At 49.7% G+C, this 26,767-nt stretch carries 17 protein-coding genes; 7 read left to right on the plus strand and 10 right to left on the minus strand.

The window, feature by feature from the left end:
• Nucleotides 1–4: 4 nt before the first annotated feature.
• From T325_RS01020 to T325_RS01035, 4 genes are read right to left on the minus strand one after another with little or no spacing between them, the layout of a single operon-like run.
• Nucleotides 5–2,860: a sugar-binding domain-containing protein gene (locus tag T325_RS01020; RefSeq protein ID WP_036910092.1), complete on the minus strand. Its 2,856-nt coding sequence runs from the start codon at nt 2,858–2,860 to the stop codon at nt 5–7.
• An 11-nt stretch (nt 2,861–2,871) separates the two neighbouring features.
• On the minus strand, nt 2,872–3,558 hold the full coding sequence (locus T325_RS01025) for an SGNH/GDSL hydrolase family protein (protein WP_036910103.1): 687 nt from the start codon (nt 3,556–3,558) through the stop codon (nt 2,872–2,874).
• A gap of 17 nt (nt 3,559–3,575) precedes the next feature.
• Nucleotides 3,576–4,880 carry an L-fucose:H+ symporter permease gene (gene fucP, locus T325_RS01030; RefSeq protein ID WP_036909649.1) on the minus strand — a complete coding sequence of 435 codons (1,305 nt, stop codon included), beginning with the start codon at nt 4,878–4,880 and terminating at the stop codon, nt 3,576–3,578.
• A gap of 18 nt (nt 4,881–4,898) precedes the next feature.
• On the minus strand, nt 4,899–5,762 hold the full coding sequence (locus T325_RS01035) for a helix-turn-helix transcriptional regulator (protein WP_036909651.1): 864 nt from the start codon (nt 5,760–5,762) through the stop codon (nt 4,899–4,901).
• 251 nt (nt 5,763–6,013) lie between these two features.
• On the opposite strand from T325_RS01035, the gene T325_RS01040 reads away from it, so the two are divergent.
• The 7 genes from T325_RS01040 (at nt 6,014) to T325_RS01070 (ending at nt 16,023) form a co-directional block, all read left to right on the plus strand.
• Nucleotides 6,014–6,412, plus strand: a complete 399-nt coding sequence (locus tag T325_RS01040) for an L-rhamnose mutarotase (protein ID WP_036909652.1) — start codon at nt 6,014–6,016, stop codon at nt 6,410–6,412.
• Nucleotides 6,413–6,442: 30 nt separating this feature from the next.
• On the plus strand, nt 6,443–8,062 hold the full coding sequence (locus T325_RS01045) for an alpha-L-fucosidase (RefSeq protein WP_036909653.1): 1,620 nt from the start codon (nt 6,443–6,445) through the stop codon (nt 8,060–8,062).
• Between the two features lie 9 nt (nt 8,063–8,071).
• The gene (locus T325_RS01050; RefSeq protein WP_036909654.1) at nt 8,072–9,022 is read left to right on the plus strand and encodes an aldo/keto reductase; all 951 of its coding nucleotides are present in this window, start codon (nt 8,072–8,074) and stop codon (nt 9,020–9,022) included.
• Nucleotides 9,023–9,049: 27 nt separating this feature from the next.
• Nucleotides 9,050–10,069 (plus strand): zinc-binding alcohol dehydrogenase family protein, encoded by a 1,020-nt coding sequence (locus T325_RS01055; protein ID WP_036909655.1) that lies wholly within the window; start codon nt 9,050–9,052, stop codon nt 10,067–10,069.
• 1 nt (nt 10,070) lies between these two features.
• Complete coding sequence (locus tag T325_RS01060; RefSeq protein WP_036909656.1) at nt 10,071–11,900, plus strand: glycoside hydrolase family 97 protein; 1,830 nt, start codon at nt 10,071–10,073, stop codon at nt 11,898–11,900.
• 604 nt (nt 11,901–12,504) lie between these two features.
• Nucleotides 12,505–13,653, plus strand: a complete 1,149-nt coding sequence (locus T325_RS01065) for a glycoside hydrolase family 88/105 protein (RefSeq protein WP_036909657.1) — start codon at nt 12,505–12,507, stop codon at nt 13,651–13,653.
• A 3-nt stretch (nt 13,654–13,656) separates the two neighbouring features.
• On the plus strand, nt 13,657–16,023 hold the full coding sequence (locus T325_RS01070; RefSeq protein ID WP_036909658.1) for a glycoside hydrolase family 2 TIM barrel-domain containing protein: 2,367 nt from the start codon (nt 13,657–13,659) through the stop codon (nt 16,021–16,023).
• A 4-nt stretch (nt 16,024–16,027) separates the two neighbouring features.
• Here the strand turns inward: T325_RS01070 and T325_RS01075 are convergent, their stop codons facing one another.
• The 6 genes from T325_RS01075 to T325_RS01100 form a co-directional block, all read right to left on the minus strand.
• Complete coding sequence (locus T325_RS01075) at nt 16,028–16,705, minus strand: ABC transporter ATP-binding protein (protein WP_036909659.1); 678 nt, start codon at nt 16,703–16,705, stop codon at nt 16,028–16,030.
• A gap of 146 nt (nt 16,706–16,851) precedes the next feature.
• Nucleotides 16,852–19,254 carry an ABC transporter permease gene (locus T325_RS01080; RefSeq protein WP_036909660.1) on the minus strand — a complete coding sequence of 801 codons (2,403 nt, stop codon included), beginning with the start codon at nt 19,252–19,254 and terminating at the stop codon, nt 16,852–16,854.
• A 14-nt stretch (nt 19,255–19,268) separates the two neighbouring features.
• Entirely contained in the window at nt 19,269–21,647 is a 2,379-nt protein-coding gene (locus tag T325_RS01085) for an ABC transporter permease (protein WP_036909661.1), read from the minus strand.
• A gap of 8 nt (nt 21,648–21,655) precedes the next feature.
• A complete protein-coding gene (locus T325_RS01090) occupies nt 21,656–24,055 on the minus strand; it encodes an ABC transporter permease (protein WP_036909662.1) in 2,400 nt (799 codons plus the stop codon).
• A gap of 10 nt (nt 24,056–24,065) precedes the next feature.
• Nucleotides 24,066–25,319, minus strand: coding sequence for an efflux RND transporter periplasmic adaptor subunit (locus tag T325_RS01095; RefSeq protein ID WP_036909663.1), 1,254 nt, complete (start codon nt 25,317–25,319; stop codon nt 24,066–24,068).
• Nucleotides 25,307–26,611: a TolC family protein gene (locus T325_RS01100; RefSeq protein WP_036909664.1), complete on the minus strand. Its 1,305-nt coding sequence runs from the start codon at nt 26,609–26,611 to the stop codon at nt 25,307–25,309. Before T325_RS01100 ends, T325_RS01095 begins: the two co-directional genes overlap by 13 nt.
• Nucleotides 26,612–26,767 lie beyond the last annotated feature (156 nt).

The raw sequence follows: 26,767 nt of genomic DNA on the forward strand, positions 1-26,767 counted from the left end.
TTCATTATTTCAACTTCGGCTTCAGTTCATCGGGAGAGTCTTTGGTGAACATAGTCACCTTGGGACCTTCTTTCGTATAGAGGTTCTGAATGATGTCAGGATTCAATGTCAGCGATGGGGCGAAATCAGAACTATCCATATAAGAAAGGATTGCCTCACGCATCTGACGAGCCACCACGCGATGTTCAAGATCGGAAGATATATCCATGGTTGTCATCAGCAACTTGCCTTTCAGCACATTAGCCTCGACCACCATACCCAGCTTACGCGACACATGCCAGGTGTCGATGGGTTGTATCGGCGACTGATAGTCCTTCGGGAAATCCTGCAGGTTCATCACCTGAGCCTTGTTCAGCAGCTCCCACCAATTCAGGTTGCTCCACGAGTCGGTGGGGAAACCATACTTAAACAACGGATGGGTCTGGTCGATATAGGCTCCTGTCGTGTGAGGCGGTCGCATCTTAAACCACGACGTATTCCAAAAGACCGGAAGATAATGCTGAACCACGTCGCTACCAAGACGTACCTTTCCTGCTGACGTCAGCAACACTTTGCCTCCCTGTTTAAGAGCTGCGATGGCAGCAGCATCAAGCGAGTCGGTAATGAGAATATCAGAAGGGCTCGCAGATGACACCGAATCGGGATAAACCCAGAAGTTCCAACTGTTCTTATACAAATTGCCACCTACCGTGACTGTCAGCGTTAGCTTCTGGGGAGTTCTCACACTATCAAGCGGGAAGCGTACTAAACCGACAGGGGTATGCTTAGCCAAAGGAATCTCGCCCGAATATAGCAACCCGCCATGATATACTTTTCCTGAATCACTATTGATATAATAATTCACACGTACACCACGAATGTCACCATACATGGCATTGTAAACCTCAACAGGTACTACCAGACTGTCGGCAGTGGTATAGACGAACTTCGGGAAACGCGCCAAGGGAACAATGGGCGAGCAGAACTGATGCCACTCCTTTGCATTGGTATATCCCTTCTCATTCCAATGCACACCGAGCACACCTTCAAGCGCCGTACCCTGACCACTATAGTCATTAAGCGCCAACAACTGGAAACCTGCATAATCAGAGGTGCGCAGGTTGCGCTCTATCTCGTACTTATAACAGAGTGTCTGCAACTTACCACTGGCCATCAGGAATTTCTCTGCCTGCAGTTCCATACCGTTCTCAGCCAACAAGTCGCGGAATATTTCAAAGTTCTTAGCCTTATAGGCACCAGTATATTGGGGAATCTCCTTGAAGTCGGGGAAAGCACACCACTGTCCCTGTTCGTGAGCAATGATTGGTGAATTGTTGTCTGCCGTATCCTTATAATTACGGGGACGCAGAATCTGACTATAATAGTCATCATCGCTGCTTGGGGCATGGTTCACCCAATCCAGACCTCGGGCGCCGCCCTTCACATGATACTCCGAACCGTCATCCCAAGCCCAACCGCCACCTACCGAAGCACCGCAGTAGATGCGGGTAGGATCATAGCGTTTCATCTCTTTCACCCAATTATTGCAATACTCCACCCAGTTACCTGCAGGTTCGTTACCTGCCGCCATCATGATGAACGACGGGTGATGTCCATAGGCATCGATTATGCGTTTGCTCTCCAACAACAGATACTGGTCAATGATCTGCCCTGACAACAGTTTCACGCCATGGTTAGGCCACGACGGTCCCTCTGGCTGCAGATAGAATCCTAACTTGTCGGCTGCCACGAAGGCGGCTTCGGGCGGACAATAAGAGTGGAAACGCATGTGGTTCAGCCCATACTCCTTGCATTTTCTGAAGATACGCAGCCACGATTCTTCGTCCGTAGGCGGGTAACCCGTTTCGGGAAAGCAGCAGTTCTCCACCGTGCCACGCAAGAATATCGGACGACGGTTCAGGATAATCTGCCGTCCTTCGACACTTACCTCACGCATGCCGAAGGTGGTCTCATAATAATCATCGCCCACACTGATAGCCATGCGATAGAGGTTCGGATGAAACTCATCCCAAAGGTCTACCTTCTCAGGAATTGGCACTGTCACCTGCATGACATTGGAATAGACATCATAGTTGCTCACATACACGTTGGCAGAATCCTTATTCTCCTGCTGTATCAGCACCTCCATCTGATAGAACTGGAGGTTAGGCGATTGTCCACTCAGTTTCACGTCAAGTTGCACGTTCCTCGCGTAAGGTTTTGGACGGATGGTGACATGATCGATATGCAGCCTTGCCGGTTGGGCTCGCAGTTCCATCTTGCCTACGATACCATTCCAATTACCTTGTGTCTGATCGGTGACGCTATGCGAGTCTTGTCCAACTCCGACGCCATCGATACCATTATATACACAGATCTCAATGGTATTGCGCTCACCTATCTTTATGTATGGAGTCACGTCGAACTGATGTGGCGCTGAAAGCGAATTATTGCTACCCACTTTCTGACTGTTGACATAAACAGTGGTCTCGATATGCGGACGTTCCAGATAGAGCGTAACATGTTTTTTCTTCCACGAGTCAGGCACATACACGCTCTTACGATACCACGCCTTGCCAACATAATGTTTCTCTGGGGTCAGGAAGAAGGGAAATTTGATATTCTCCTGTCGTCTGTATTGCTCCATAAACGGGTTATAGTAGTAACTCGAATCATAGAGCGATCCCGTCCAAGGCGTGTTTACTGTCACAGGGTTACCCTTTCCGTTGGTCAGCATAGAACCTGGCAGCACCACGTCATCAGTATATTTAGCCGTATCGCCAATAGCCAGTTGCCATGAACCGGCAAGATTCACCGTCTCTTGCGCAAAAGAGAATAGTGATATATGGAAAGTGATAACTAATAACAGTAGTCTCTTCATGGGTATCATACTTATTTAGCGTTTTCTTTTAAGAAGCGGTTCACCTGATCTGCTATCTGGCGCATACCCTTCACAGAGGGATGACCTGACATCTTGTCGATTTTCTCCAACTCTATCACAGGCACGCCATAGTGCTGACAGATCGTTTTTACAGACTCATCAATCTCGTCGCGCAAGTCATCGTTAAGTATGAAGTAAATCTCGGTATTGATATATCGGTCTGTCATCCACTGTAGCATTCTCGCCAAAGCAGGACGGAAACTGTACAGATCGCCGAAATTGATATTCTCATACTTATACTCACCAACGGGAGCCCCCGCCCAACTGTCATTGGTCGCACCGAAGACAAAGATCACATCAGGCTGTCCAAGGTTGTCCATACGTGTATTAAATGAGCGGTCTCTATAGTCATTGCCATCATAGCCCGAATAGCTCACGGTAGCTCCGCTATACGAGTTGTTGATGCAAAGGCGCCAACCGTTCTCCTTGATCACCTGATGCCACCATGTCTGACGAACATTCTGCACATCCGTCTTCTGGGGCGCGTTTTTCCCGTAATACCACAGTTCGTTGGTACTGGGTGTCATGAAATTCTCATACGTGGAATATGAATCTCCAAGTACAGACACCGACTTAACTTGAGCATTTGCCAGACCTGCACACAGCAGTGTCACCAATATTACAGATAACTTTTTCATATACATCTCTGATTATTTTATCGTTTAGAAGTGCGATAGCCGTAGATGGTTACGACGAGGAAACAGATGAGGGGTAATACAAACGACGCATTGGTAGCTGGGATAGCACCCAGCACCGTATTCTGATCGATAATCATGGCCTGCAATGGCGGCAATACCGAGCCGCCAAGGATTGCCATGATCAGACCTGCAGCGCCAAACTTGGCATCATCGCCCAAGCCATCAAGTGCTATACCGTAGATGGTCGGGAACATGAGTGACATACATCCACTTACGCCAACAAGGCAGTAGATTCCCAGGCGGTTCTCAAAGACAATAACACCTAGCGTCAGCACCATGGCCAATATACCAAACACTGCCAACAGCAGCGCCGGCTTCATATATTTCATCAGCCAAGTGGCAATGAAACGCGAACAGATAAAGAAAAGCATCGCATAAATGTTAAACTGCTGCGACAACACCTCAGCACTCTGTTCGTCCATGCCCTCAGCCATAAACACACGGGTACCATATTGAATAATGAAGGTCCAGCACATAATCTGAGCACCCACATAGAAGAACTGGGCAATCACGCCCTCACGATAATATTTCAGTGAGAAGATGCGCTTCAGTGTCACCAGCACATGGATATCGTGGTTACCGTCACCTATCTTCGGCATCTTCACAAAACGTATCAACAGGAACATGGCCACAATCACCAGTCCGATAATCAGGTAGGGCGATATCAGCACACTGAGGTCGGCATCTTTCAGAGCCTCAAACTCCGTATCGCTCAACAGCGCACGTTCGTCACTGCTCATAGGATTCAGTCTGGCCTGGATAAAGTTCATGGCCACAAACATTCCGATGATACTGCCACAAGGGTTAAAGCACTGAGCCATGTTCAGTCTTCGGGTAGCCGTCTCCTCTGAGCCCATCGTCAGGATATAGGGATTGCACGATGTCTCCAGGAATGACAATCCGCACGTCATAATAAAATAAGCTATCAGGAAGCAGCCATACAAGCCTATCCCTTTGGCGGGAAAGAAAAGCAGTGCGCCCGCGGCATAGAGTCCGAGTCCCATCAGCACACCTGCCTTATAGGAATACTTACGTATGAATATCGCGGCAGGAAAAGCCATGCAGAAGTAGCCGCCATAGAAGGCCACCTGCACCAGCGAACCATCAGTGACGTTCATCCTGAATATCTTCGAGAATGCCTTCACCATCGGGTTCGTGATATCGTTGGCAAAGCCCCAGAGGGCAAAGCAGAACGTTACGAGAATAAACGGTATGAGATAGCTCACGCCGTCTTTAGATATCAAAGAAGATTGTTGCTTCATGATTGTTGTTATGGTTTATTATTTGATTAAATGGTTGCCTCTATATTGCTGGGGGGTCATGCCAGCGTTTTTCTTGAATATGCGGTTAAAGTACGATCCGTCGTCATAACCCAGTTCATCAGCGATATTCTTTACGGCCATATTGGTGGTCACCAGCAACAGTTCCGCCTTTTCCATCTTCCGCTTCGTCACATAAACGTTAGGGGTCTCTCCTACTTCACGCTTGAACACCCTGATAAAGTGGTCTTTCGACATACAGGCCTTGTCGGCCAGCAGATTCACATCCATCGGACTGCACACATTCTTGCGGATATAGTGCAATATCTGGTGTATGCGATCATCCTTCACTTCCGTCTTGGGTTTACCGTACTTCAGGAAGCGTGACATCAGGATGAAAAGGATACCTCTCGACTCTACCTTGTCGCAAAACGGGCGGCGCTGATTCATCTGTATATTGCTCACCAACGTCTGATGGTTGTCATATACCAGAGGGTCAGACTGAGGCAGCTTCATAAACGGGTTGATATAACACAGGCGCTTAAACAGTTCCAGATCCATCACGTCGGCATTCACCTCGAAAGGCAGCTCCCACTCGTCGAGCAGACTGGTATCACCCTGCTGGCTCTCATAGATATGTATATAATAATGTGAAAAGGCCGAGTCGCACACATAGCTGTGCATGGTGTAGGCTGGAATATAATAGAGATGATTGGGCAGCAGGGTATATATGCCTGAAGGCAGTTCTACCTGCGCCGTTCCCTCTGTCACATAATACAGACGTGCAAACGGACTGCGTACATTCTTCCAGTTCCAGTCACCATTGTGAATGGCCAACCCTACGTTGAGGGTCATCAGGTGTAGTTGATCTACCGGGTAGTTCATGTTTGGTTTCAAGTAATTAGATTGCAAAAGAACAAATTATTTTGCACATACGCAACTTTTCGGCTCGTTTTTTCTCTTCTTCATCAAAAATTCACCATCATATATCGATTTTCTTCTATTCTTTTACCCATAAAATATAAAACATCCACAACTCTATCGATTTAGTACCATTTAAAATCGATAACTTTTGTTCCACGATAGCGTATTTATTCTTATATTTGCACCGAAAACTTAAAATGACATTCTGAATAATGACCGAAACAGACAATTCCAAGTCAGGTTATCAATGCAGAAGATACGGTGTCCCCGTCAAGCGGTATTGTCAGACCATGGATCTGAAAGACGATCCCGGTTTGATAGAGAAGTACATCTCGGCCCACAATCGCTATAACTCGTGGCCCGAAATCAGAGAAGGCATCCGCTCGGTAGGTATCCTCGAGATGGAAATATACATCCTAGGCAACCGTCTCTTCATGATTGTCGAAACACCACTCGACTTCGAATGGGACTCAGCCATGACCAAACTAGCCACCCTGCCCCGTCAGGCTGAGTGGGAAGACTATGTGGCCATGTTCCAGAATTGCCAGCCAGGTTGTACTTCCAACGAGAAATGGCGCATGATGGAGCGCATTTTCTATCTATATGAATAACTTAAGTAAGATAATTAACTATATTATAGCATGAAACATTTTTTCCTATCCCTGATACTGGGTTGTGCTGTTGCATCAGCAACGGCACAATCCACTTATCAGGTGCCTGTGTCAGAAGCCCACGAGCAGATGCAGACGGGCAAGTACCAACCCACATGGGAGTCGCTTGAAAAACACCAGACTCCCGAATGGTTCCGCGATGCCAAGTTCGGCATCTGGGCACATTGGGGGCCTCAGTGCGTAGAAGGCTCTGGTGACTGGATGGCCCGCTCGATGTATATGGAGGGTAGTCGTGAGTATCAGTGGCACGTTGAGCACTACGGTCACCCCTCGGAGTTTGGCTTTAAGGATGTTCTGCCACTCTTCAAGGCAGAGAAATGGGATCCCGACAAGCTCGTAGAGCGTTATAAGCGTTGCGGCGCCCAGTATTTCTTCGTCCTTGGCAACCACCACGACAACTATGACCTGTGGGATTCTCAGTATCAGGAGTGGAACTCCAAGAACATCGGCCCTCACAAGGACATCCTCGACGGCTGGTCAAAAGCCGCCAAGAAGCACGGTCTGCCTTTAGGCATCTCGTTCCATGCCGACCACGCCTGGACATGGTATGAGCCTGCTCAGCGCTACGATCTGAAGGGGCCAAAGGCCGGTGTCTACTACGATGGCAATCTGACCAAGGAAGACGGCAAAGGCAAGTGGTGGGAAGGACTCGACCCACAGAAGCTCTACCAGCAGCGCCACCCTATGAGCTACGACTCGTGGAGCGATGGCAAGGTGCACGACCAGTGGGGATGGGGCGAAGGCGCATGCCCTCCCTCTCAGGAGTTTGTCACCAATTTCTACGACCGCACGCTTGACGCCATCAATCGCTATAACCCCGACCTCATCTACTTCGACGTAACGGTGTTGCCCTTCTACCCCTTAAGCGATTGCGGACTGAAGATTGCCACACACCTTTACAATAAGAATCCGCAGAGTGTGGTGTTCGGAAAGATCCTGAGCGAAGACCAGCGCAAGGCACTGACATGGGACGTGGAGCGCGGTGCGCCCAACGAACTCATTCCCGAACCATGGCAAACATGTAACTGCATCGGCAACTGGCACTACAAGACCAGCGTTTACGAGAAGGATCAGTATAAAAGTGCCGCCACAGTGGTAAAGCAGCTGGTGGATATCGTATCGAAGAACGGCAATCTGCTTTTAAGCATTCCCCTGAGAGCCGACGGCACCTACGACGAGAAAGAAGCCAAGTTCCTCGACGACCTCGAAGCATGGATGACTGTTAATGGTGAGAGTATCTTCGGCACCCGTCCTTGGGTAAAGTTCGGCGAGGGACCTGTAGCCGAAACCGACATCAAACTCAATGCCCAAGGCTTCAACGAAAGTATGTACAGTCATCTTGATGCCCGCGACATCCGCTTCAATCAAACCAAGAAGCATCTCTATGTCACCGCTTTAGGATGGCCTGAGGATGGTCGTCTGGTTATCAAGTCGCTGGCCAAAGGCAACACTGCCTTCAAGAAGAGTATCACCTCTGTCCAGCTACTGGGCTACGGCAGGCTCAAGGCCCGTCAGACAACACAGGGACTGGAAGTCAGTCTTCCCACCCCGTGCAACAAGATAGCGCCCGTACTTAAAATCACTAAATAATTATCAACTATGGTTTACAATGAAATCGGAAAAACCGGCATGCGCGTATCGAACCTCAGTTTCGGTGCTTCGTCGCTTGGCGGTGTTTTCCATGGTATCCGCGAGGATGAAGGTATCCGAGCCGTTCATACGGCTGTCGACAATGGTATCAACTTCATCGATGTGTCGCCCTACTACGGTCATCTCAAAGCCGAGATGGTGCTGGGCAAGGCACTGAAGGAGATCCCACGCGACAAATTCTATCTGTCAACCAAGGTAGGCCGCTATGGCAAGGATGGAGTTAACACCTGGGACTACAGTGCCCGTCGTGCCACAGAGAGTGTCTACGAAAGCATGGAACGTCTGAATGTGGACTATATCGACCTCATCAACGTCCACGACATCGAGTTCCAAGGCGATATGGAGGGAGGCCTGCAAAAGGTGTGCGACGAGACGCTGCCCGCCCTCGTAGAACTGAAGAAGAAAGGCATTGTAGGTCATGTAGGTATCACCGACCTTCAGCCAGAGAACCTGAAATGGGTCATTGAGCATGTTGAGGAAGGAACAGTAGAGAGCATTCTGAACTTCTGCCACTATTCACTCAACGACACGTTGCTGCTGGATTATCTCGAATTCTTCGAGCAGCACAACGTGGGTGTCATCAACGCCTCGCCCTTGTCTATGGGGCTGCTCTCTCAACGCGGTGCTCCCGCATGGCATCCCGCTTGTCAGGAACTGCAGACTGCCTGTGCCCGTGCTGCCGCCTACTGTCAGGAACAGGGTTATCCGATAGAGAAACTGGCCATCCAGTTCTCCACCAGTCTCAACCCTCGCATTGCCACCACCCTCTTCAGCAGTGCCAACCCCGACAATGTGCTGAAGAACATCGGCTACGTCAACGAGCCTATGGACACTCAGCTTGTCAAGAAGGTACAGGAGATTATCGGCGACCAGATGTTCTCTCGGTGGAAGAACTCGTGAAAAGGTAAAAAGTAAAAAGGTAAAAGTATGAAAGCAATACAGATTAGTGAGCCTTCGGTGATGAAGGTTATCGATATGGCCGAACCCACGATGGGCGACAACGAAGTGCTATTGAAGATGAGATACGTAGGCTTTTGCGGAAGCGACCTAAACACCTTCCGCGGAGGTAACCCCATGGTAAAGATGCCCGTAGTGCCAGGACACGAGGTAGGAGCCGAGATTGTGAAGGTAGGCAGTAACGTGCCCGATGGCCTGAAGCCAGGCATGACCGTCACCGTCAACCCCTATACCAACTGTGGCAAGTGTGCCTCATGCCGCAACGGCCGTGTGAATGCCTGTGAACACAACGAGACGCTGGGTGTCCAGCGCTGGGGAGCCATGTGCGAATATATCGCCCTGCCTTGGGAGAAGGTGATTCCCGCCACACGGCTCACACCCCGCACCTGTGCTCTTATCGAACCGATGAGTGTAGGATTCCATGCCGTGAACCGCGCCCAGGTGACAGATATCGACGTGGTGATGGTCATTGGCTGTGGCATGGTGGGTATGGGAGCTGTGGTTCGCTCTGCACTGCGTGGTGCTACCGTCATTGCCGCCGACATCGACGATGAGAAACTGGCACTGGCCAAGGAGATGGGCGCCACCTACGCCATCAACACCAAGACCGAGGATGTGCATGCCCGCCTACAAGAACTCACCGCCGGCTTTGGTCCCGACGTAGTGATCGAGGCTGTGGGAAGCCCCATGACCTATCAGATGGCTGTCAACGAAGTGGCCTTCACAGGCCGTGTCGTCTGCATCGGCTATGCCAAGAGCGAGGTATCGTTCCAGACGAAGTATTTCGTACAGAAGGAACTCGACATCCGCGGTTCTCGCAATGCCCAGCCTTCCGACTTCCGTGCCGTCATTCATTATCTGGAGCGTGGCACTTGTCCTGTCGACCGTCTTATCAGCAGCGAGGTAAAGCCCGAGGAGGCTCTTGATGCCATGCAGGAGTGGTCGGCCAATCCTGGCAAAGTATTCCGTATCTTAGTCGATTTCCAGTAATATGAGAAGATTCTTAATTGCCATGGCCGTTGCCTGCCTCGGCTTACAGGTTTCAGCCCAACAGGGCGCCTCACCTAACGGTCTCATCACCGCTGATGTCAAGAACGGCGGCATCACCGTGAGTTACAATCAGCAGCAGGTTCTCGACATCCCAGCGGTTGGCTTCGAGGGCGGCACCGCCCTTCAGGCACTTAGTTTCTGTCGGAACCTCAGCGAGAGCTACACCATGCTGGGCGGCAAACGCCTGCAATGCAGCAACGAGGCCAACGAATACGTATCGCCGTTGGGCGAGAACACCCGTCTGGTGATGCGTCTCTATAATGACGGCATTGCCTTCCGCTACGAGTTCACCGACCTGAAGGATGCCACGCTGCCCAAAGAGCTCACCACCTATCGCATTACCGAGGGTACCAGGCGCTGGATGCAGCAATGGACCGACTCCTACGAGGGATTCTTCCCCCTGACCACCTCTTATAAGACTCTGCCCGTTCGTAACTACAGCGGCATCACCAAGTCGGCCGATGGCTGGAATATCCGCTGGGGCTACCCCGCCCTGCTCGAACCCGCAGACGGGATCTTTACTCTGATTTCCGAGGCAAACATCGAGCACAGTCAGAGTGCTTCGTGCCTCTATAACGACGGAGAACTGTTTAAGGTGACACCCGCAGAGAACCCTCTTCACATCAGCGGCAACTGGCACACCCCTTGGCGCACAGCTATCATCGGTACGCTGGCCACGGTGGTTGAGTCGACGCTCATCACCGACGTTTCCGAGCCTTCGCAACTCAGCGACACGGAGTGGATACGCCCTGGTGTGGTGTCGTGGATATACTGGGCCTACAATCACGGCAGCAATGACTACAGCATCATTAAGAAATATGTCGACATGGCCGTTCGTCTCCATCTGCCCTACGTGCTTATCGATGCCGAGTGGGACGAGATGAAGGATGGCAAGACCATCGAGGATGCCGTGAGCTATGCCGTAGGGAAAGGCATACGCCCCATCATCTGGTACAACTCCAGCGTGGGCTGGATAGACGGTGCACCCACTCCGAAGTTCCGCCTCAACAAACCTGAGGATCGTGAGAAGGAGTTTGCATGGTGTGAGATAATCGGTGTGGCTGGTGTGAAGATCGACTTCTTCTCAGGCGACAACCAGTTGAACATGGACTACTGCATCGACCTGTTGGAGAGCGCAGCCCGCCATCATCTGCTGGTAAACTTCCATGGCGCCACCATTCCTCGCGGCTGGCAACGCACGTGGCCTAACCTCGTGTCTACCGAGGGGGTCTATGGCGCCGAGTGGTATAACAACGTTCCCACGTTTACCAGTCAGGCCGCCCGTCATAACGCCACCCTACCTTTTACCCGTAACGTTGTCGGGCCGATGGACTATACGCCCTGTGCCTTCAGCGACTCGCAGCATCCGCACATCACTTCCAACGCTCATGAGCTGGCGCTCACCGTACTCTATGAGAGTACTTTGCAGCACTTGGCCGATAAGCCCGAGAGCTATTATGCGCAGCCCCAGCAGGTACAGGACTTTTTCGGTCAGCTGCCCACCGTATGGGATGAGACACGTTTCGTGAGCGGCTATCCTGGCGAGAGTGCCGTACTGGCCCGACGCAGTGGCAATACATGGTATGTAGCAGGCATCAACGGTAGCGACGAACCCAAGACGCTGAACCTTGACCTGAGTTTCATCAGCGGCAGCCGCATCAGCATCTTTGCCGACAGCGCCAACAAGTCGTGGGACATCAGCACAGCCAAGGTCCTGCCCACCGAGATGAAATGCCAGCCCAGAGGCGGCTTCGTACTCGTGGTACGTTAAACGACATCTGCAACTAATATAACTATAAAACTTCTGACAAACGGCTTCGTGAGAATTGCGCCGTAGTCAGCAAACGGTCCAATGGTCGCAAATACGCGAGTTTTGGACCGTTTTTATAAGTCACTGATAACGTGATGATTACAGAAAAGGATAGTCTTCAGCGCTCGTTAAGATAGCTTCTTTCGGAACAAAACAACTTGTTTTGTCCTCGAAAAGACTATCTCTTTCACCTTTGGAGGTTATCTCTACAAAAGTAAAACAAGTTGTTTTACCTTGAGAGACCCCAAGTTTGTCGTAATGAAACCCATAATTTGTCGTAAGGAAACCCTGAGTTTGCTTACGACAAACCCGTTTTCTGTCGGTAGTAAGCCCTTAAAGCGCTGTTCGTCAATCTAGATTGAGCAACTCAGAGAGCACTTTTTTAGGCATACATTCTTTACATTTTCACAAGAAGCCAGGTTCTTGTCTCACAGTAACATGCGAAACCCTTTACTTTTTGCGAGAAAGACTTTGATTTTTGGCAAAAGTGATGGAGTATTCGGAGAAAATACCTATCTTTGCGACTTGAAAAGTCACGAATTTAATAAACTAAAGCTACAAGACAATGAAGAAAACCATCTTAACACTCCTCGCTCTTGCGATGGTATCCGTTACTTTCGCCCAAGACAAGGCCGACGACGTGATGAAGACACTACGGCTGGCCAACGACTACTTCATGGCGAAATATGCCGACCCTACCCTGCCCACGAACGTGAACCGCGTGCGCCCCTCGTCGCTCTGGACCAGAGCCGTGTACTACGAGGGACTGATGGCACTCTACGAGATTGACCCGCAGGAGCGATATATCGACTATACCGACCGCTGGGCAAACTTCCACCAGTGGACCCCACGCAATGGTGTGAGGACAAACGATGCCGACGACCAGTGCTGCGGACAGACTTATGCCGACCGTTACATGCAGAGCGGGGGCGAAGAGAAGATTGCCAGAATCATAGAGAACCTGAACAACCAGATGAAGACGCCCAACACACACAAGCCAGAGGCCAAAGGGGCACTCTACGGCTGGTGGACGTGGATTGACGCCATCCAGATGGCCATGCCGCTCTACATGCAGATATATAAGATCACGGGCGAACGCAAATATGCCGATCACGCCATGAAGATGTATCTGTGGAGCCGCGACACGCTGGCTGGCGGTCTGTTCAACGAGAAGGAAGGACTCTGGTGGAGAGATAAAGACTACGTAGCTCCCTACGCCACCCCCGACGGGAAGAACTGCTATTGGAGCCGCGGCAACGGATGGGTATATGCCGCCTTGGTGCGCTGCATGAACCTGCTGTCGCCAAAAGACCAGTACTACAAACAGCTGAAGAAGGATTTCCTACTGATGAGCGAGGCCCTGAAGAACTGTCAGCGACAGGAGGACGGACTCTGGAACCCAAGTCTGGTAAGCTATGCAGACTTCGGGGGTAAGGAGATGACAGGTACGGCGCTCTTCCTCTATGGCATGAGCTGGGGCATCCAGAAGGGCTACCTGAAGGCGAAGGTCTATAAACCCGTTTGCGACCGCGCCTGGAAGGGACTGGTGCGCGACTGCGTACACCCCGACGGTTTCCTTGGTTGGGCGCAGGGCACAGGAAAAGACCCCTCGGCAGGTCAGCCGCTCTCTTACACGAAGGTGCCCGATTTCGAGGATTACGGCACTGGCTGCTTTCTCCTCGGCGGTGTAGAATACTATAAACTGGTAAAGTAGAATATGAAACGGACAGCACTAATAGCACTTTGCGTTTTTAACATCATCAGCTCATCGGCACAGCGCTGCGTGCAGAACCTTAACTTCGGATGGGAGTTCAGATTAAACGATGAGGGAGCATGGAAGAAGATCGACGTGCCTCACGACTTCCAGATAGAGCAGCCCTGGGTGGCTCCTGCCGCTGACGAGAGGCCCGACAACACCGACGTGGCAGCCAACATCAAGAGCCGCCTGTCGAGTCGCGGATTCAAAGAAATGGGCAAGGGCTATTACCGTCTGCACTATACGCCAGCGGAGAGTATGAAGGGGCAGCGCGTGATGCTCGACTTCGAGGGAATCATGTACACTGCCGACGTCTACCTGAACATGAAGCATGTGGGCGGCACGAACTACGGCTACGTTGGCTTTGAGATTGACATCACCGATGACTTGAAATACGGCGAAGACAACCTGATCGAAGTGGTGGCAGACACCCGCGAGCCAGGGAACTCACGTTGGTATACGGGGGGCGGACTGATACGTAACGTGAGCATCGTCAGCACACCGAAGGAGCTGTTCTTCGGACGCCATCCGCTCTACATCACCACGCGCGACAATAAGTATGTAAGCATCAGCGCCGACTTTACCAACCGCACAAAGAGCGCCGCCACCAGCATAGCGCTGCAAATTGTATCACCAGAAGGTGAAACGGTCTACAACCAGACCATTGCCCTGAAGCGCCATAAGATGGCCCGTCATCAGGAAGAGTGCATTGCAACTGATATTGAAATCAGTAACCCAAAGGTGTGGGACCTCGACACACCTTATCTGTATACCGTAAAGGCTCAGCTGCTGCGTGAAGACGGCACTGCCGCCGACGAGACCTGTGAGACGTTTGGCATACGCAGCATTGAGTTCGGCTCCGACTTCGGCCTGAAGCTGAACGGACGGAAGGTGCTTCTGAAGGGATATGCCAATCACCACACCCTCGGCGCTCTGGGTGCTGCTGCCTACCCCAAAGCCATCGAGAAGCGCATCAGGTTGATGAAACAGTTTGGCATGAACCACATTCGTACCTCACACAATCCCTATAGCCGCGACTTCATCCGCCTTTGCGACAAGCTGGGCATTCTGGTGGTCGACGAGCTTTACGACAAGTGGACCCGTCAGCACACTGGCGGTAAGGTGGCGTTCGAGGAACTATGGCAGCACGACATACCCGAATGGGTGAAACGCGACCGCAACTCGCCGTCAGTAATCCTCTGGAGCCTTGGCAACGAGCTGCAGCAGGATCCCAACATGCCATACAACGACTTCGGAGTGACCTTGTATAAACTACAGAAAACCCTGCTACAGCGCTACGACTCTACACGACTGGTGACCGTAGCCATGCACCCCCGCTATCGTAACTGGGACACCGACTCGCTGCCCCACGACTTAGCCATGCAGACAGACATACAAGCCTACAACTATCGCTACATGTACTTCCCCGGTGACGGGCGACGCTTCCCCTGGATGAAGTTCTACCAGAGCGAAGCATCAGTATCAGCCATGGGACCCAACTTCTTCGAGATGAACCTCGACAAGGTGATTGGTCTGGCCTACTGGGGCGCCATAGACTACTTAGGCGAAAGTCAGGGCTGGCCTGCCAAGGGTTGGACGCAAGGCGTGTTCGACATCGCACTAGAGCCAAAGCCCAAAGCTTATCTGATGAAATCGTTCTTCAAGCCCGAGGAGCCTGTGGTACATATCGCCGTAATCGACTCGAAGAATGAGATGATGTGGAACGGTGTGCAGACAGGCAATGATGGTATGAGCGATCACTGGTGCAGGAAGCCCGGTACAGAACTGAGCCTCATCACCTATACCAACGCCGACGAGGTGGAGCTTCTGCTGAACGGTAAGAGTCTAGGCAGAAAGCAGAACCCCAAAAACGACGCTAAGCAGCGCAACCAGATAAGATGGAATGGCATCATCTATCAGGAGGGAAGACTTGAAGCGGTTGCATACAACCACAAGAAGGTTGTGGCACGCCACAGGATTGAAACCACAGGTAAGGCCGTGAGACTGAAGGCAACACCAGAAGACGTTAGCTGGAAGGCTGACGGACAGGACCTGATGCATATCCGTCTGGAGGCTATCGATAGCAAGGGGCGTCGCGTTCCTATGGCACAGGACGAGCTGAAGTTTGAGGTGACAGGCGATGCCCGCATCGTAGCTGTAACGAATGGCGATATGAACAGCGAGGAACTCAACGCCACAGACCATCGTCGTCTGTACAACGGCTCGGCCATGGTGATTCTGCGCGCTGGCAAGGCTCCATCGAAAATAGTCTTGAAGACATCGAGCGACGCCTTCAAGACTATCAAGACAGAGATTGCCACACTATAATAAACTATAGCTTAACCTCGGGTACCACCTGACCATCGAGCAGGCTCACTATGCGCTGAGCGTAACCAGCGTCGCGCTCTGAGTGGGTCACCATGACGATGGTGGTGCCTTGTTCCTTGTTCAGTTCAGAGAGCAACTGCATCACCTCAAGGCCGTTCTTTGAGTCAAGGTTACCTGTGGGCTCATCGGCGAGAATTATCTTGGGGTTGGTAACCACGGCACGGGCAATGGCAACACGCTGCTGCTGACCACCGGAGAGCTGCTGGGGGAAGTGATGAGAACGGTGTGAGATGGACATGCGACGAAGCACCTCATCGACACGCTGTTTGCGCTCTTTCTTGGGTACGCCCAGATAGGTCAATGGCAGTTCTACATTCTCTTCTACATTCAGTTCATCAATCAGGTTAAAGCTCTGGAACACAAAGCCAATCTGACCTTTACGAACCTTGGTGCGCTGACTCTCCTTGAGCGAGCCCACATCCTGACCATCCAACAGATACTGGCCACTGGTAGGATTATCAAGCAAGCCCAGAATGTTGAGCAACGTTGACTTACCACAACCTGAGGGACCCATAATGGCCACAAACTCACCTTTTTTCACTTCGAGCGATACGCCGCCCAGGGCTACGGTCTCCACCTCTTCGGTACGGAACACCTTCTGAATGTTTTCTAATTTAATCATAGTTGTATGATATTTAATATTATTCGTTATTACAACGCAAAGATACGATTATTTCTCACTACTTGCAAGTTGTTTTAACTGCTCAGAGGCAGTTTGTCTAATCTTTAGACACTCCATTGTATGATTTATTGACACTTTACATAAAATTACTCCGTCTTAATACTCTCTACAGGGTTGGTACGCACAGCCTTGAGAATCTGGAGACTCACTGAGAGTACAGCTACCAGCAGGGCAAAGGCACTGGTTACGACGAAGATCCAAGGACTGAGACTGATGCGATAGCTGAAGTTGCTAAGCCAATCGGTCATCACATACCACGACAGGGGGATGGCAATCACAAACGATAGCAGCAACGGCGTACAGAACATACGCAGCATCAGCATCATCACTTCGCCGGACGTACTCCCCATAATCTTACGGAGGCCTATCTCCTTCTGACGTTGGCGGATAAAGAAGAGCGACAAGCCTACGAAGCCCATGATAGAGATGATGATGGCAATGAGGGTAAAGAGCAACACAATCTTCAGCGTGTTCTGTTCTTTTGCGAATGCTTTTTCTATAGATTCTTCTACACTCTGTACCCGTTCCAGACCAAATACTTTGGGGGCATTAGGATCTTCGAGTTTTTTAACCATCTCCTGGAAAACAGCCTTGGCCTTCTTATCGCCATTGGTCTTTACCAGGAAATGCGGGAACTCCTTATGTTTATCTATACAAATGGCAAAAGGCGGCTCCTCGGCATTCGGAACATCGGGCTGTGTAATATCACTCAGCACATTGGCCAGTTTAATATCATTCAGCACACCATTTATCGGAGCGGTACTACCGGTGCCAAAGTCTAACACACGCGTCTCATCGTTATAGCCCAAATGTCTCAAGGCTTCTCTCGTCAAGTAATAGCCACCACTTACAGAACCGTAATCCTTGATAATCTTCAGGCCCAAGAGGTCGAAAGAGGCTTGGTCTATGGTAGTACAGAACAACACCAAGAGCTGATCGCCCCGTACAACTCCGAGCGCAGACGGGAAGTTATAATTAAACAGTCCTCCCTCATAGGTACCCATTTTCTCGATAAAAGGTAACTCAGCAAGTTGTTTGCCGATGGTCTGACTCTTTCCATCTGGACTCATAATACAATACAGGTTCTTGGCATCGAAACCGCGTGGTGCATGTATCAGATGGTTCAGTTGCAACCAGATAACAAGCGAGGCTGTAAGCATGGTAATGGTAATCACATTCTGCAGGATGATGAACAAACGTCCCAGCACCATCTTGGAGTGGAAACGGAAGTTGCCTTTCACAATATCAATGGGCTGGAAACGAGAAAGCAGCATGGATGGCAGGATGCCTGACACGATACCCGTCAGCAGGATGAAGACGAGACTTACGCTTACACTTATCACGTTAATATCTTCACATATAGCAATCTTGCCCTTAAACAACTGGCTAACCTCTTCCTGAAAACTGACAGCCAGGAACAAACCAATCACAAACGAGATGGCTACCATTAAGGTAGATTCTGCAATCAGCTTGAGCGACACACGCGACTGACTACTGCCGAAAAGCTTTCGGGTAGCTATCTCCTTGGCACGGAAGCCGGTATTAGCAACCGTCAGATTGATATAATTGCTAACAGCGAAGAAGAGAAGCGCAAATACAGCGGCTAACAGAATACGCAGTCGAGTCTTGTCACCCTTTAGCAGCCCCTTACCGTTATTTTGAGGTGCAAACAACATATCCTTGAGCGGTGTAACTGTCGTTTTATGATGGCCCAGGATTGTATGGAAATTCTTATCTATATAGTCGTCGATGGTTTTAACTTTGTTTTCAAGCGTCATGCCAGGACGTAGCATAAAGAAAGCCTTACAACTACTAATCGTGGTGCTGGCAAAATGATAATTAAAGAAACGATAGCCAATCACCTGCGGATAACGCTCCATACTGATAATAATCTGCGTCTCGTTAGGTAGCACCGTATGATCCAGGTCCTTTACAACTGCACTTACGGTATATACCAGCGTACTATCAAAAAACTCCTTGGCATAGTCACTTTCAAACTCTCCTATAACCTGTAACGACTCGCCTATCGGGTCTTTCGCGCCAAACAAGCGATGAGCCAGTCGCTCTGTAATCACACACTTATCGGGTGCATCAAGAGCCGTCTGTCTGTCACCTGCCAGCAAGGGGAAATCGAAGAACCTGAAGAAGGTTGAGTCGGCCATCATGATGATGCCATTCTCATTAGCGCCATTCTGTACCTCCTGCTGACCATATTTTATCCTACCTTTCTGACTTAGTACACAACAGGTCTGTTCCACCTCAGGGCACATATTCTTAATGGCTTCAGTAGCCTCTGGCCACAAGGCAAAGCTCTCCTGGTTGCCCACCACGTAAATACGGTCGGCATTCTGATGCCAGGTATCGATGCTGTACTGGCGCCAGGTGTAGTCGCCTATCAGGATGATGAACATCAGCGACACCACAAGCCCTACTACATTGATTAATGTGTAGAGCTTGTTGCGTGATAGGAAACGAAAGTAACTTTTCATATGGTTTATATGGCTTATTCGTTTTTAATGTTGTTGATAGGATTCTCGGTAGCGGCGCGCCAACCCTGCAGGGCGGCAGTAAGCACATTTATCACCAGCACAATAATCAGCGAGAGCAACAACGGCATAAACTGCATTTCGACATGCAAACCTGATATACTGCCTGCCGCAGGTGCCAGCCAGTAAGCCAATGGGATGGCGATGATGGCGGCTACCAGTGACTGCATAAACACGGTACGCAGCAGGCGCAGGGTGATACTACTGATCTCAGCACCAAACACACGACGCACGGCTATCTCACGGCGACGCTGACCTACGAAGTAGCTGTTCATTGCCATCAGTCCGAGTATAGCAATCAGCAAAGCCACAACGGTGAAGACAGTCAGCACATTGAGGAATCGTTCGTAATCCTCGTACCACGTCTGATGCTGTTGGCGGAGTGAACGGATTTCTTCCACCTCATAGTCTGTCAGTTCTTTCAGCAGACGAATCATCGCCTCCTCAACTTTCTTACGATCTCCATGATACTTCACAATAGCCATACGTGGCGAGCCGTAATTCTCACGTATATCGCTTTTGCTATCATCGCGGTATTCGTCTTCCTTATATATGAGGTAAGGTGTGGGATTTTCTTCCTCATTCATCACATTCAGGAAGACAAAATCAGGATAGAGAGCGGCGACATGAATGGTCATATGTCCTCTGGTAGTCACTATCTCTTTGGCATCATCGCTCATACCAAACTGACGCAACAACTGGTGGTTCACACCTACACCCATATCCGAGTAGGTCTTCTCCGGATGGATGTTCAGGATATTGAAGAAACAACTGTCGCCCATAAAATAGCTCAGACTTACCACAGAACCATCGTCGGCCTGGGTAGTGTGGTTCTCCAAGTAATTGAGCGGCGTTCCATAGCCGTAACCTACGGCTTCTACCTCTGGTAACTTCATAAGTCTGTCGCGGAAGGTCTGTCGCTGCGACTGGTTAAATCCTGCAATGTTCCAGGTCTCAAGGATGTTATCGATGTCATAACCCAAAGGCTGGTCCATCTTCTCACGAATATTACTGCCTAGCAGAAGTGTCACAGTAAGCATGACGATAGCAAAGACAGCCTGCAGCACCATGAGTACATGGCTCCAACGCTGACGGACACGACGACGGAAGGTGCCACGCACAATATCGATAGGCTGATAGCCACTGAGTATCGAGGCGGGCACAAAACCAGCCAACGCACCTACCAAAGCGATGATAAGCACAAAACCGATGATCGTAATGATGCCTGTATCCTTCAACAGATCCATCGGACAAGCGGCCATCTCTATAGCCTTATCCTGCAGGACAAGGGCTAACAGATAAGCCACGACAAAAGCAATGGCCGTAAAAAAGATGCTCTCGCCAATGAGCTTGAGGAACACCTGCAAACGCGACAGACCCAACAGTCGACGTGTGGCCATCTCCTTAGAACGCTCTGTTGTGAGCGATACACTGAGGTTGACGTAGTTGAAAATGGCAAACACCAGCACCAACAAGGCTATCACCACATAGAGGTGAGCCATATCGCGATTGCCATGATTCAACTTGCCAGATTCCAGCGAACACTCATGAGCATCATAATAGAGGGTAGACAACGGTGTCAGTGTTACCTCCTTGACCGCTTCCATCCGGTAGAGCCAGAAGAAGGTTTTCATATAGTCGCGCATGGCTGTGGCCTTGCTGCGTAGGTCGCAGCCTTCACGCTCCATAAGGAATACCACACTACTACCAGCATTATTCATACTCTCGGCATAGGCCGACATATTGATATGACGATGGTTCTCTACATTCACCACACACTCATACTCGTTGGGAATAACGGAACGATCAAAGTCGTCCATAATACCACTGATGGTATAGGTGATATGATTGGAGGAATCTTCCTTGCCACCCATCACTATCTCTTGCCCCACAGCATCACCCTCAGGCCAATAGCGCTGGGCAAACGACTTGCTGACCACCATCTGATTAGGGGCACTGAGTACCTTGCGCTTGTCGCCAGTCAATAACTGGTAGTCAAAGAACTCGAAGAAGTTAGGTGCAACCACCAGAATCTTGGTATCCACATGCTGTCCACGAATCTTTGTTGACATGTGGTAGCCAGAAATAGAGCACCAGGCCTCGATTTCAGGAAAGCGATCCTGCAGTTTTTGTCCTACGCGGAAGTGCGACATGGTGAACTCCTCGTTTCCAATGGCAAAGGTACGGTCGCCACGGGTCTGGAAGTTCTCAACCGATGTCTGGCGATAGATAAGGTCGCCCAACAGCAGCAGGAAGGCCATCGAGAGGCAGAGGCCTACGATATTGATGATAGTGAAGAGTCTATGACGACTCAGGAATTTAAAATAGCTTTTCATACGACTTTTTATTCGTTCTTAATGCTGTTTACAGGATTCTCATTGGCAGCGCGCCAGCTCTGAATGACTACGGTGAGCATAGTAACAATAGCGACGACGAGTAGGGCCAACGGGAAGAGCCACCAATAGATGGGTGTTCGCTCGGCAAAACTCTGCAACCACTGTTGGCCAATATACCACGCAACAGGAGCAGCCAGAACAAAACTTAGGATGAGAAGCCAGTTGTAGCGGCTGCAAAGCATGAGCAACACCTCGCCAGTAGAAGACCCCATAACCTTACGGATACCGATTTCCTTACGACGATATTCGGTTTCGAACATGGTCATGCAGAATACGCCAATCAGAGTGATGATGAGACAGATTGAGCTGAAGATGAGAACCTGACGGACGAAACGGAACTCGTCCTGATAGAGGTCTTCGAGCGTCTGGTCAAGGAATCTGGTTTCAACACGCTCAGAGTTCTCGAACTTGTGGAGCAGGTCGTTAATCTGCTTACGCATCTGTACCTTATCCACATTAGCAGCAATACGAATATTGGCGATTATCAGGCGGTCGCCCCAGTCTTTATATTTCTCGCCCATGACGATAAAGGCCATAGGCGTGGCACGGTCATGACGGGCTGAAGTAAAACGCACATCCTTGCAGACACCTACTACAGGGAGATCGTTGGTGAGCAAAGGCTGATCCATCTTCACCCAATCCCACTGTTTGCGAGCAGCCTCGTTGATGATGTAAACATCGCCATCGTATTCACGGAAATCACGACCCTCGACGACCTCTATACCCATGGTACGCAGATACTGCCAATCAACAGGGAAACTGGAGAATATAATATTGTGATCATCGTCACCACGTCCCCATCCCATATAAGTATCGCTGGTACCCAAGACAAAGTTAGAGAAGCTGACAGCCTTGACACCTGAAAGCTGCAGGAGTTCAGAACGGATAGCTGTTCTCTTATCCATCATCGGAGCAATGTTGGCATATACAACCTCGTCCTTATCATAGCCATAATCAGAATTATAAATATAGTGACTCTGAAGATAGAGAATGCTGATATATGTAACCATGAGCAGCGATATAAACAACTGCAGGCAAACCAGTCCTGTGCGAAGCTTGCGCCCCTTAGGAGTGAGCCCGAATGAGCCCTTAAGAGCCAGAGCTGGCGGGAACGAGGTGGCGAACTTTGCAGGATAAACACCAGCCACAAGTCCCACCACAACAGCCAGCATCAGCAAGGCTATAACGAAGAGGCGATGATCGCCAATGGCAATACTACCCTGCAGCATATCAGTGGGATACCGAGCCAGAAGAGCGCATAGGCCTATGGCTATCAGGCAGGCTATGACAGAAATGAGAACCGACTCTCCTATCAAATTGAGACGCAAGCGCCCCAGGCCTTCACCTAACACCAGACGGGTATTGATACTTTTTACACGCATTGGGCTCTGTGCCAGTGTGAAGTTCAGGAAGTTGATGGCGGCAATGACGATAACCAACAGGCAGGCCAGCTGTAAGACGAACATCATGGCAGGGTTACCTTTGTCCTCATGAGAATCAACACCTGAGAAATAAGTCTCAAGAACAGGTGTTAAGCGATAGGCCTGTTTACCCATATAACGATCGAAATTCTTATTAAATTCCTCGAGTTCCTCGTCGGTGAGTTTGTCGATGCCTTCGCTGCTCATCTCAAGGCGAAGAATTTCCTCACGGACTTTCTGAGAAAAAGCTGCCTGTATCTTCTCACTGTCTACACCTTGATGCAGACGCACATAGCAGACGTAGTTCCAGTTCGAGAAATTGTCTTTCAAGACATCACCCAACCCCATATAAGCATAGTTGTTAATAGAGCTATTCTCTGGAAAGTCTTCATAAACGCCACACACTTGGACGCTGTCGCGCTGTCCTTTAATATAGCGACCTGCCACATTTACCTCACCAAAGGCTCTCATGGCCAGCGAAGCAGGAATAACGACTCCACCATCCTTACCTCCCTGTTCTGTGAGAAAAGAGAGCTTACCACTGAGGCACTTGGCACCAGCCACTTCGAACAAACGACCATTCATCTGCATGATCTGCCCCTTCACCTCGCTGCCATTGACAGTGAAATAGGCGTCATTAGCAAAGCTGTTCATATAACCTAACATCTCTACCTCAGGCATATTGCTTATAAGATCTATCACCCCACGACTCATATTAGCGCCCCAGTTAGCATCAGCACCCATTTTCCCCTCTAAACGATACACGCGCTGAGATTCAGGAATACATTTATTATAGTTGCGGGCATAATCCACCTGTGTCCATAGTACATAGCAGGTCGCGAAAGCGATCACGAGTCCAAGAAAGTTGAGTGCTGTGGCTGTCTTGAATCGACGAGCCATACAAAGCATGTTTCTGAAAATATTCATAGTTGTTAATTTAGTTGATGACTAATACTTCGTTATCCTTGAAAGCCTCATAGCCGCTGGTTACAACACGCTCACCAGGTTCCAAGCCCTCGAGCACTTCGTAGTACAGAGGATTCTGACGGCCAATACGCACCTGACGACGATATGCCTTCGAGCCACTCTTGTCGAGAACAAATATCCACTGTCCACCTGTAGTCTGGAAGAAGGTGCCGCGGGGAATGATAATTGCCTGCTCTGGCTGGCCAAGTTCCAGATCAATATAATAGGTCTGGCCCGTACGGATGTTCTCGGGGCGAGTGCCACGGAATACGAAATCGCAACGGAATTTGCCTTCGCGAACCTCAGGATAGACCTTGCGTACTTGAAGCTGGTACTTCTTGTCACCACGGGTGAAGGTGGCAATGAGTCCCTGACGCACACGGTCGATATAATGCTCATCAATCTGGGCTTGAACCTTATAATCGGACAGGTCGTTGATCTGACCAATCTTCTCACCAGGCTGAATGCTCTGTCCAAGTTCTACATCGAGCAGACCGAGTTCACCATCAATCGAAGAACGTATCTCGAGCTTATCCTTGCGCTGACGCACCAGGACCACGTTACGACGCATGTTCTGGAGATTATCCTCCATCTGATCTACCTGCACAGAACGATAGATGCTATCTTGCTTCAGGCGCTGGGTGATAAGCGAGTGTTTCTTGGAAGAGAGCTGATAGTCCTCTTGCGACTGTTTATAGTCTTCCTGACTGATGAGTTTTTCTGCATAAAGGCGTTTGTTCTGCTCATAGGCGCGCTTCTTACGCTGGATGTCCATATCGAGCTGAGCCTTCTCTGTCTGGTTGTTCAGCTTATCCTGAGCCATTGACACCTGAGTATTGCGCAGAAGGTTCTGCTTCTCAGCCAACTCTGCCTCAGCATTAAGAATCTGCAAGTCGAGGTTTGAATTGCTCAGACGCAGGATGACATCACCCTTTCTTACTTTTGCTCCCTCTTCAGCCACCTTCTCCATCACGATACCACCTTCCTCGGGTGAAATCTGAATCACCTGAATAGGCAGAACCTGACCACTGGTGCGGACATAGTCTTTAAACTCGGCACTCTTCACCTCACTGATAGTAAGCTCATCCTTATCGACACGCAGGGTTGAGGCGTGATTGCCAAACAATACCCAACAAATGATAGCCAACAAAAGACACGAGCCTATGGCATAGGGCCAATGCTTCTTAAGCTGGAAACCCTTCTTCTTTTCGATTACTCTATCCATATTTTTTCTCCTTTATAATATCTGACTAATTGTTCTTTTACCATAGCCATGAGCTGGCACTGAACCAACGTGGCTTTAGAATTCAGCAACTGTACCGAAGTCGTATGTACTTCAATAGGATTGCTCAGGCCTTCTTCGTATTTACGACGCATAAGCTGGTACGACAGGCTATCGGCTTCTACCTTCTTTTCCATCTGTCGGGTCTGTTTCTGGTAAGCGAGCCAGTCCTGCCATGCCTCACGACTCAGTTTCTCGAGTTCGAGCTGCTTCTGCTCATAGGTCTCACGAGCCTTTATATAATTATTCTTTGCCTTGCGGATATTTGTCAGTGTTTGCAGGCGATTGAACAGGGGAATGGTCAGCGAGGCAGACACATACTCACCAAGATTACTCTTGAACATTCTGTTGAACGAGAGGGCATCCTTATCATGTAGATCCTTGTTGTAATTGGTACTTATCCCTGCATTCATGCTGATAGAAGGGTAAAGTGAGGCACGCGCCCTATACCACTCGTGTTTTGATGACAGCATCTGGTAGTGAGTCTTCTGCAAATCGGAGTGTTCCTGCGAGTAGCCCTGATGAGGGATCTCCACCAAACAAGCATTAGCCACACCCACCTCAATGGCAAGACTATCGTCGATAGGAAAAGCCATCTCTTTCTTCAACTCAAGCAAGGCCGAAGCATAGAGATTCTGCTGACGCGTCAGTTCATAGTTAGCCTCAGCCTGTTGCGACTCCACCAAGGCTACGTCAGTAAGGCTCTTACGTCCAACCTCTTCCATCAGACGCGTCTGTTTCAGAAGTAGCGTCGTCTCCTCCAATTTCTCAGCAGCCATTTCGACCATACGCTCGTAATAAGCCACATTCGTAAATGCCGTAAGTACATTGAGCGCAGCCTGATCCTGCTGTAAACGCAGCGCATGGCGCCCCATCAGAACCCCAGCCTTGGCAGCCTTAAGAGCATACAAACGGTTGAATCCATCGAACACAGACAACGAGGTATTGACAGAATAGCCATTTGAGAATGTATTTACATCGGTATAGATATTGGTATTAGGATTGATAGCACGTCCAAAATTATATTGGATTCCAGTGCTGGCATCAACTTCTGGCAGAAAACTACCAATGGCACCAGTTCTGCTGGCCTTATAGTTGTCAAGGTCGAGTTCTGCACACTTCACGTCGTGATTATGCTCTACAGCATACTGCATGCACTGCTGCATGTTCCACGATGACTGAGCGCATGCATGCATCGAGATTGCTGTGAAGAAAACAATAATGATTGATCTCATATTAATTTCGGTTTTTATTGCTTATCGCGTTGACTAAATTTTTCTGATGCAAAGATAGAGCATTCTCATATTATCTGCAAGCTTTTATATCCTCCCAGAGGCTAATCGTCTAATTTTTATACACTTGGTTGTATGATATTTAGACAATTATAATCA

The sequence above is a fragment of the Prevotella sp. FD3004 genome, from assembly GCF_000746155.1.
Taxonomy (GTDB): Bacteria; Bacteroidota; Bacteroidia; order Bacteroidales; family Bacteroidaceae; genus Prevotella.

Excerpts from the sequence above, each read along its gene's own strand:
- T325_RS01060 (WP_036909656.1), top strand. The coding sequence starts at position 10,071 with ATGAGAAGATTCTTAATTGCCATGGCCGTTGCCTGCCTCGGCTTACAG.
- T325_RS01025 (WP_036910103.1), bottom strand. The coding sequence starts at position 3,558 with ATGAAAAAGTTATCTGTAATATTGGTGACACTGCTGTGTGCAGGTCTG.
- T325_RS01085 (WP_036909661.1), bottom strand. The coding sequence starts at position 21,647 with ATGAAAAGCTATTTTAAATTCCTGAGTCGTCATAGACTCTTCACTATC.
- T325_RS01095 (WP_036909663.1), bottom strand. The coding sequence starts at position 25,319 with ATGGATAGAGTAATCGAAAAGAAGAAGGGTTTCCAGCTTAAGAAGCAT.
- fucP (WP_036909649.1), bottom strand. The coding sequence starts at position 4,880 with ATGAAGCAACAATCTTCTTTGATATCTAAAGACGGCGTGAGCTATCTC.
- T325_RS01075 (WP_036909659.1), bottom strand. The coding sequence starts at position 16,705 with ATGATTAAATTAGAAAACATTCAGAAGGTGTTCCGTACCGAAGAGGTG.
- T325_RS01045 (WP_036909653.1), top strand. The coding sequence starts at position 6,443 with ATGAAACATTTTTTCCTATCCCTGATACTGGGTTGTGCTGTTGCATCA.
- T325_RS01080 (WP_036909660.1), bottom strand. The coding sequence starts at position 19,254 with ATGAAAAGTTACTTTCGTTTCCTATCACGCAACAAGCTCTACACATTA.
- T325_RS01020 (WP_036910092.1), bottom strand. The coding sequence starts at position 2,860 with ATGAAGAGACTACTGTTATTAGTTATCACTTTCCATATATCACTATTC.
- T325_RS01100 (WP_036909664.1), bottom strand. The coding sequence starts at position 26,611 with ATGAGATCAATCATTATTGTTTTCTTCACAGCAATCTCGATGCATGCA.
- T325_RS01035 (WP_036909651.1), bottom strand. The coding sequence starts at position 5,762 with ATGAACTACCCGGTAGATCAACTACACCTGATGACCCTCAACGTAGGG.
- T325_RS01055 (WP_036909655.1), top strand. The coding sequence starts at position 9,050 with ATGAAAGCAATACAGATTAGTGAGCCTTCGGTGATGAAGGTTATCGAT.
- T325_RS01040 (WP_036909652.1), top strand. The coding sequence starts at position 6,014 with ATGACCGAAACAGACAATTCCAAGTCAGGTTATCAATGCAGAAGATAC.
- T325_RS01090 (WP_036909662.1), bottom strand. The coding sequence starts at position 24,055 with ATGAATATTTTCAGAAACATGCTTTGTATGGCTCGTCGATTCAAGACA.
- T325_RS01050 (WP_036909654.1), top strand. The coding sequence starts at position 8,072 with ATGGTTTACAATGAAATCGGAAAAACCGGCATGCGCGTATCGAACCTC.
- T325_RS01065 (WP_036909657.1), top strand. The coding sequence starts at position 12,505 with ATGAAGAAAACCATCTTAACACTCCTCGCTCTTGCGATGGTATCCGTT.
- T325_RS01070 (WP_036909658.1), top strand. The coding sequence starts at position 13,657 with ATGAAACGGACAGCACTAATAGCACTTTGCGTTTTTAACATCATCAGC.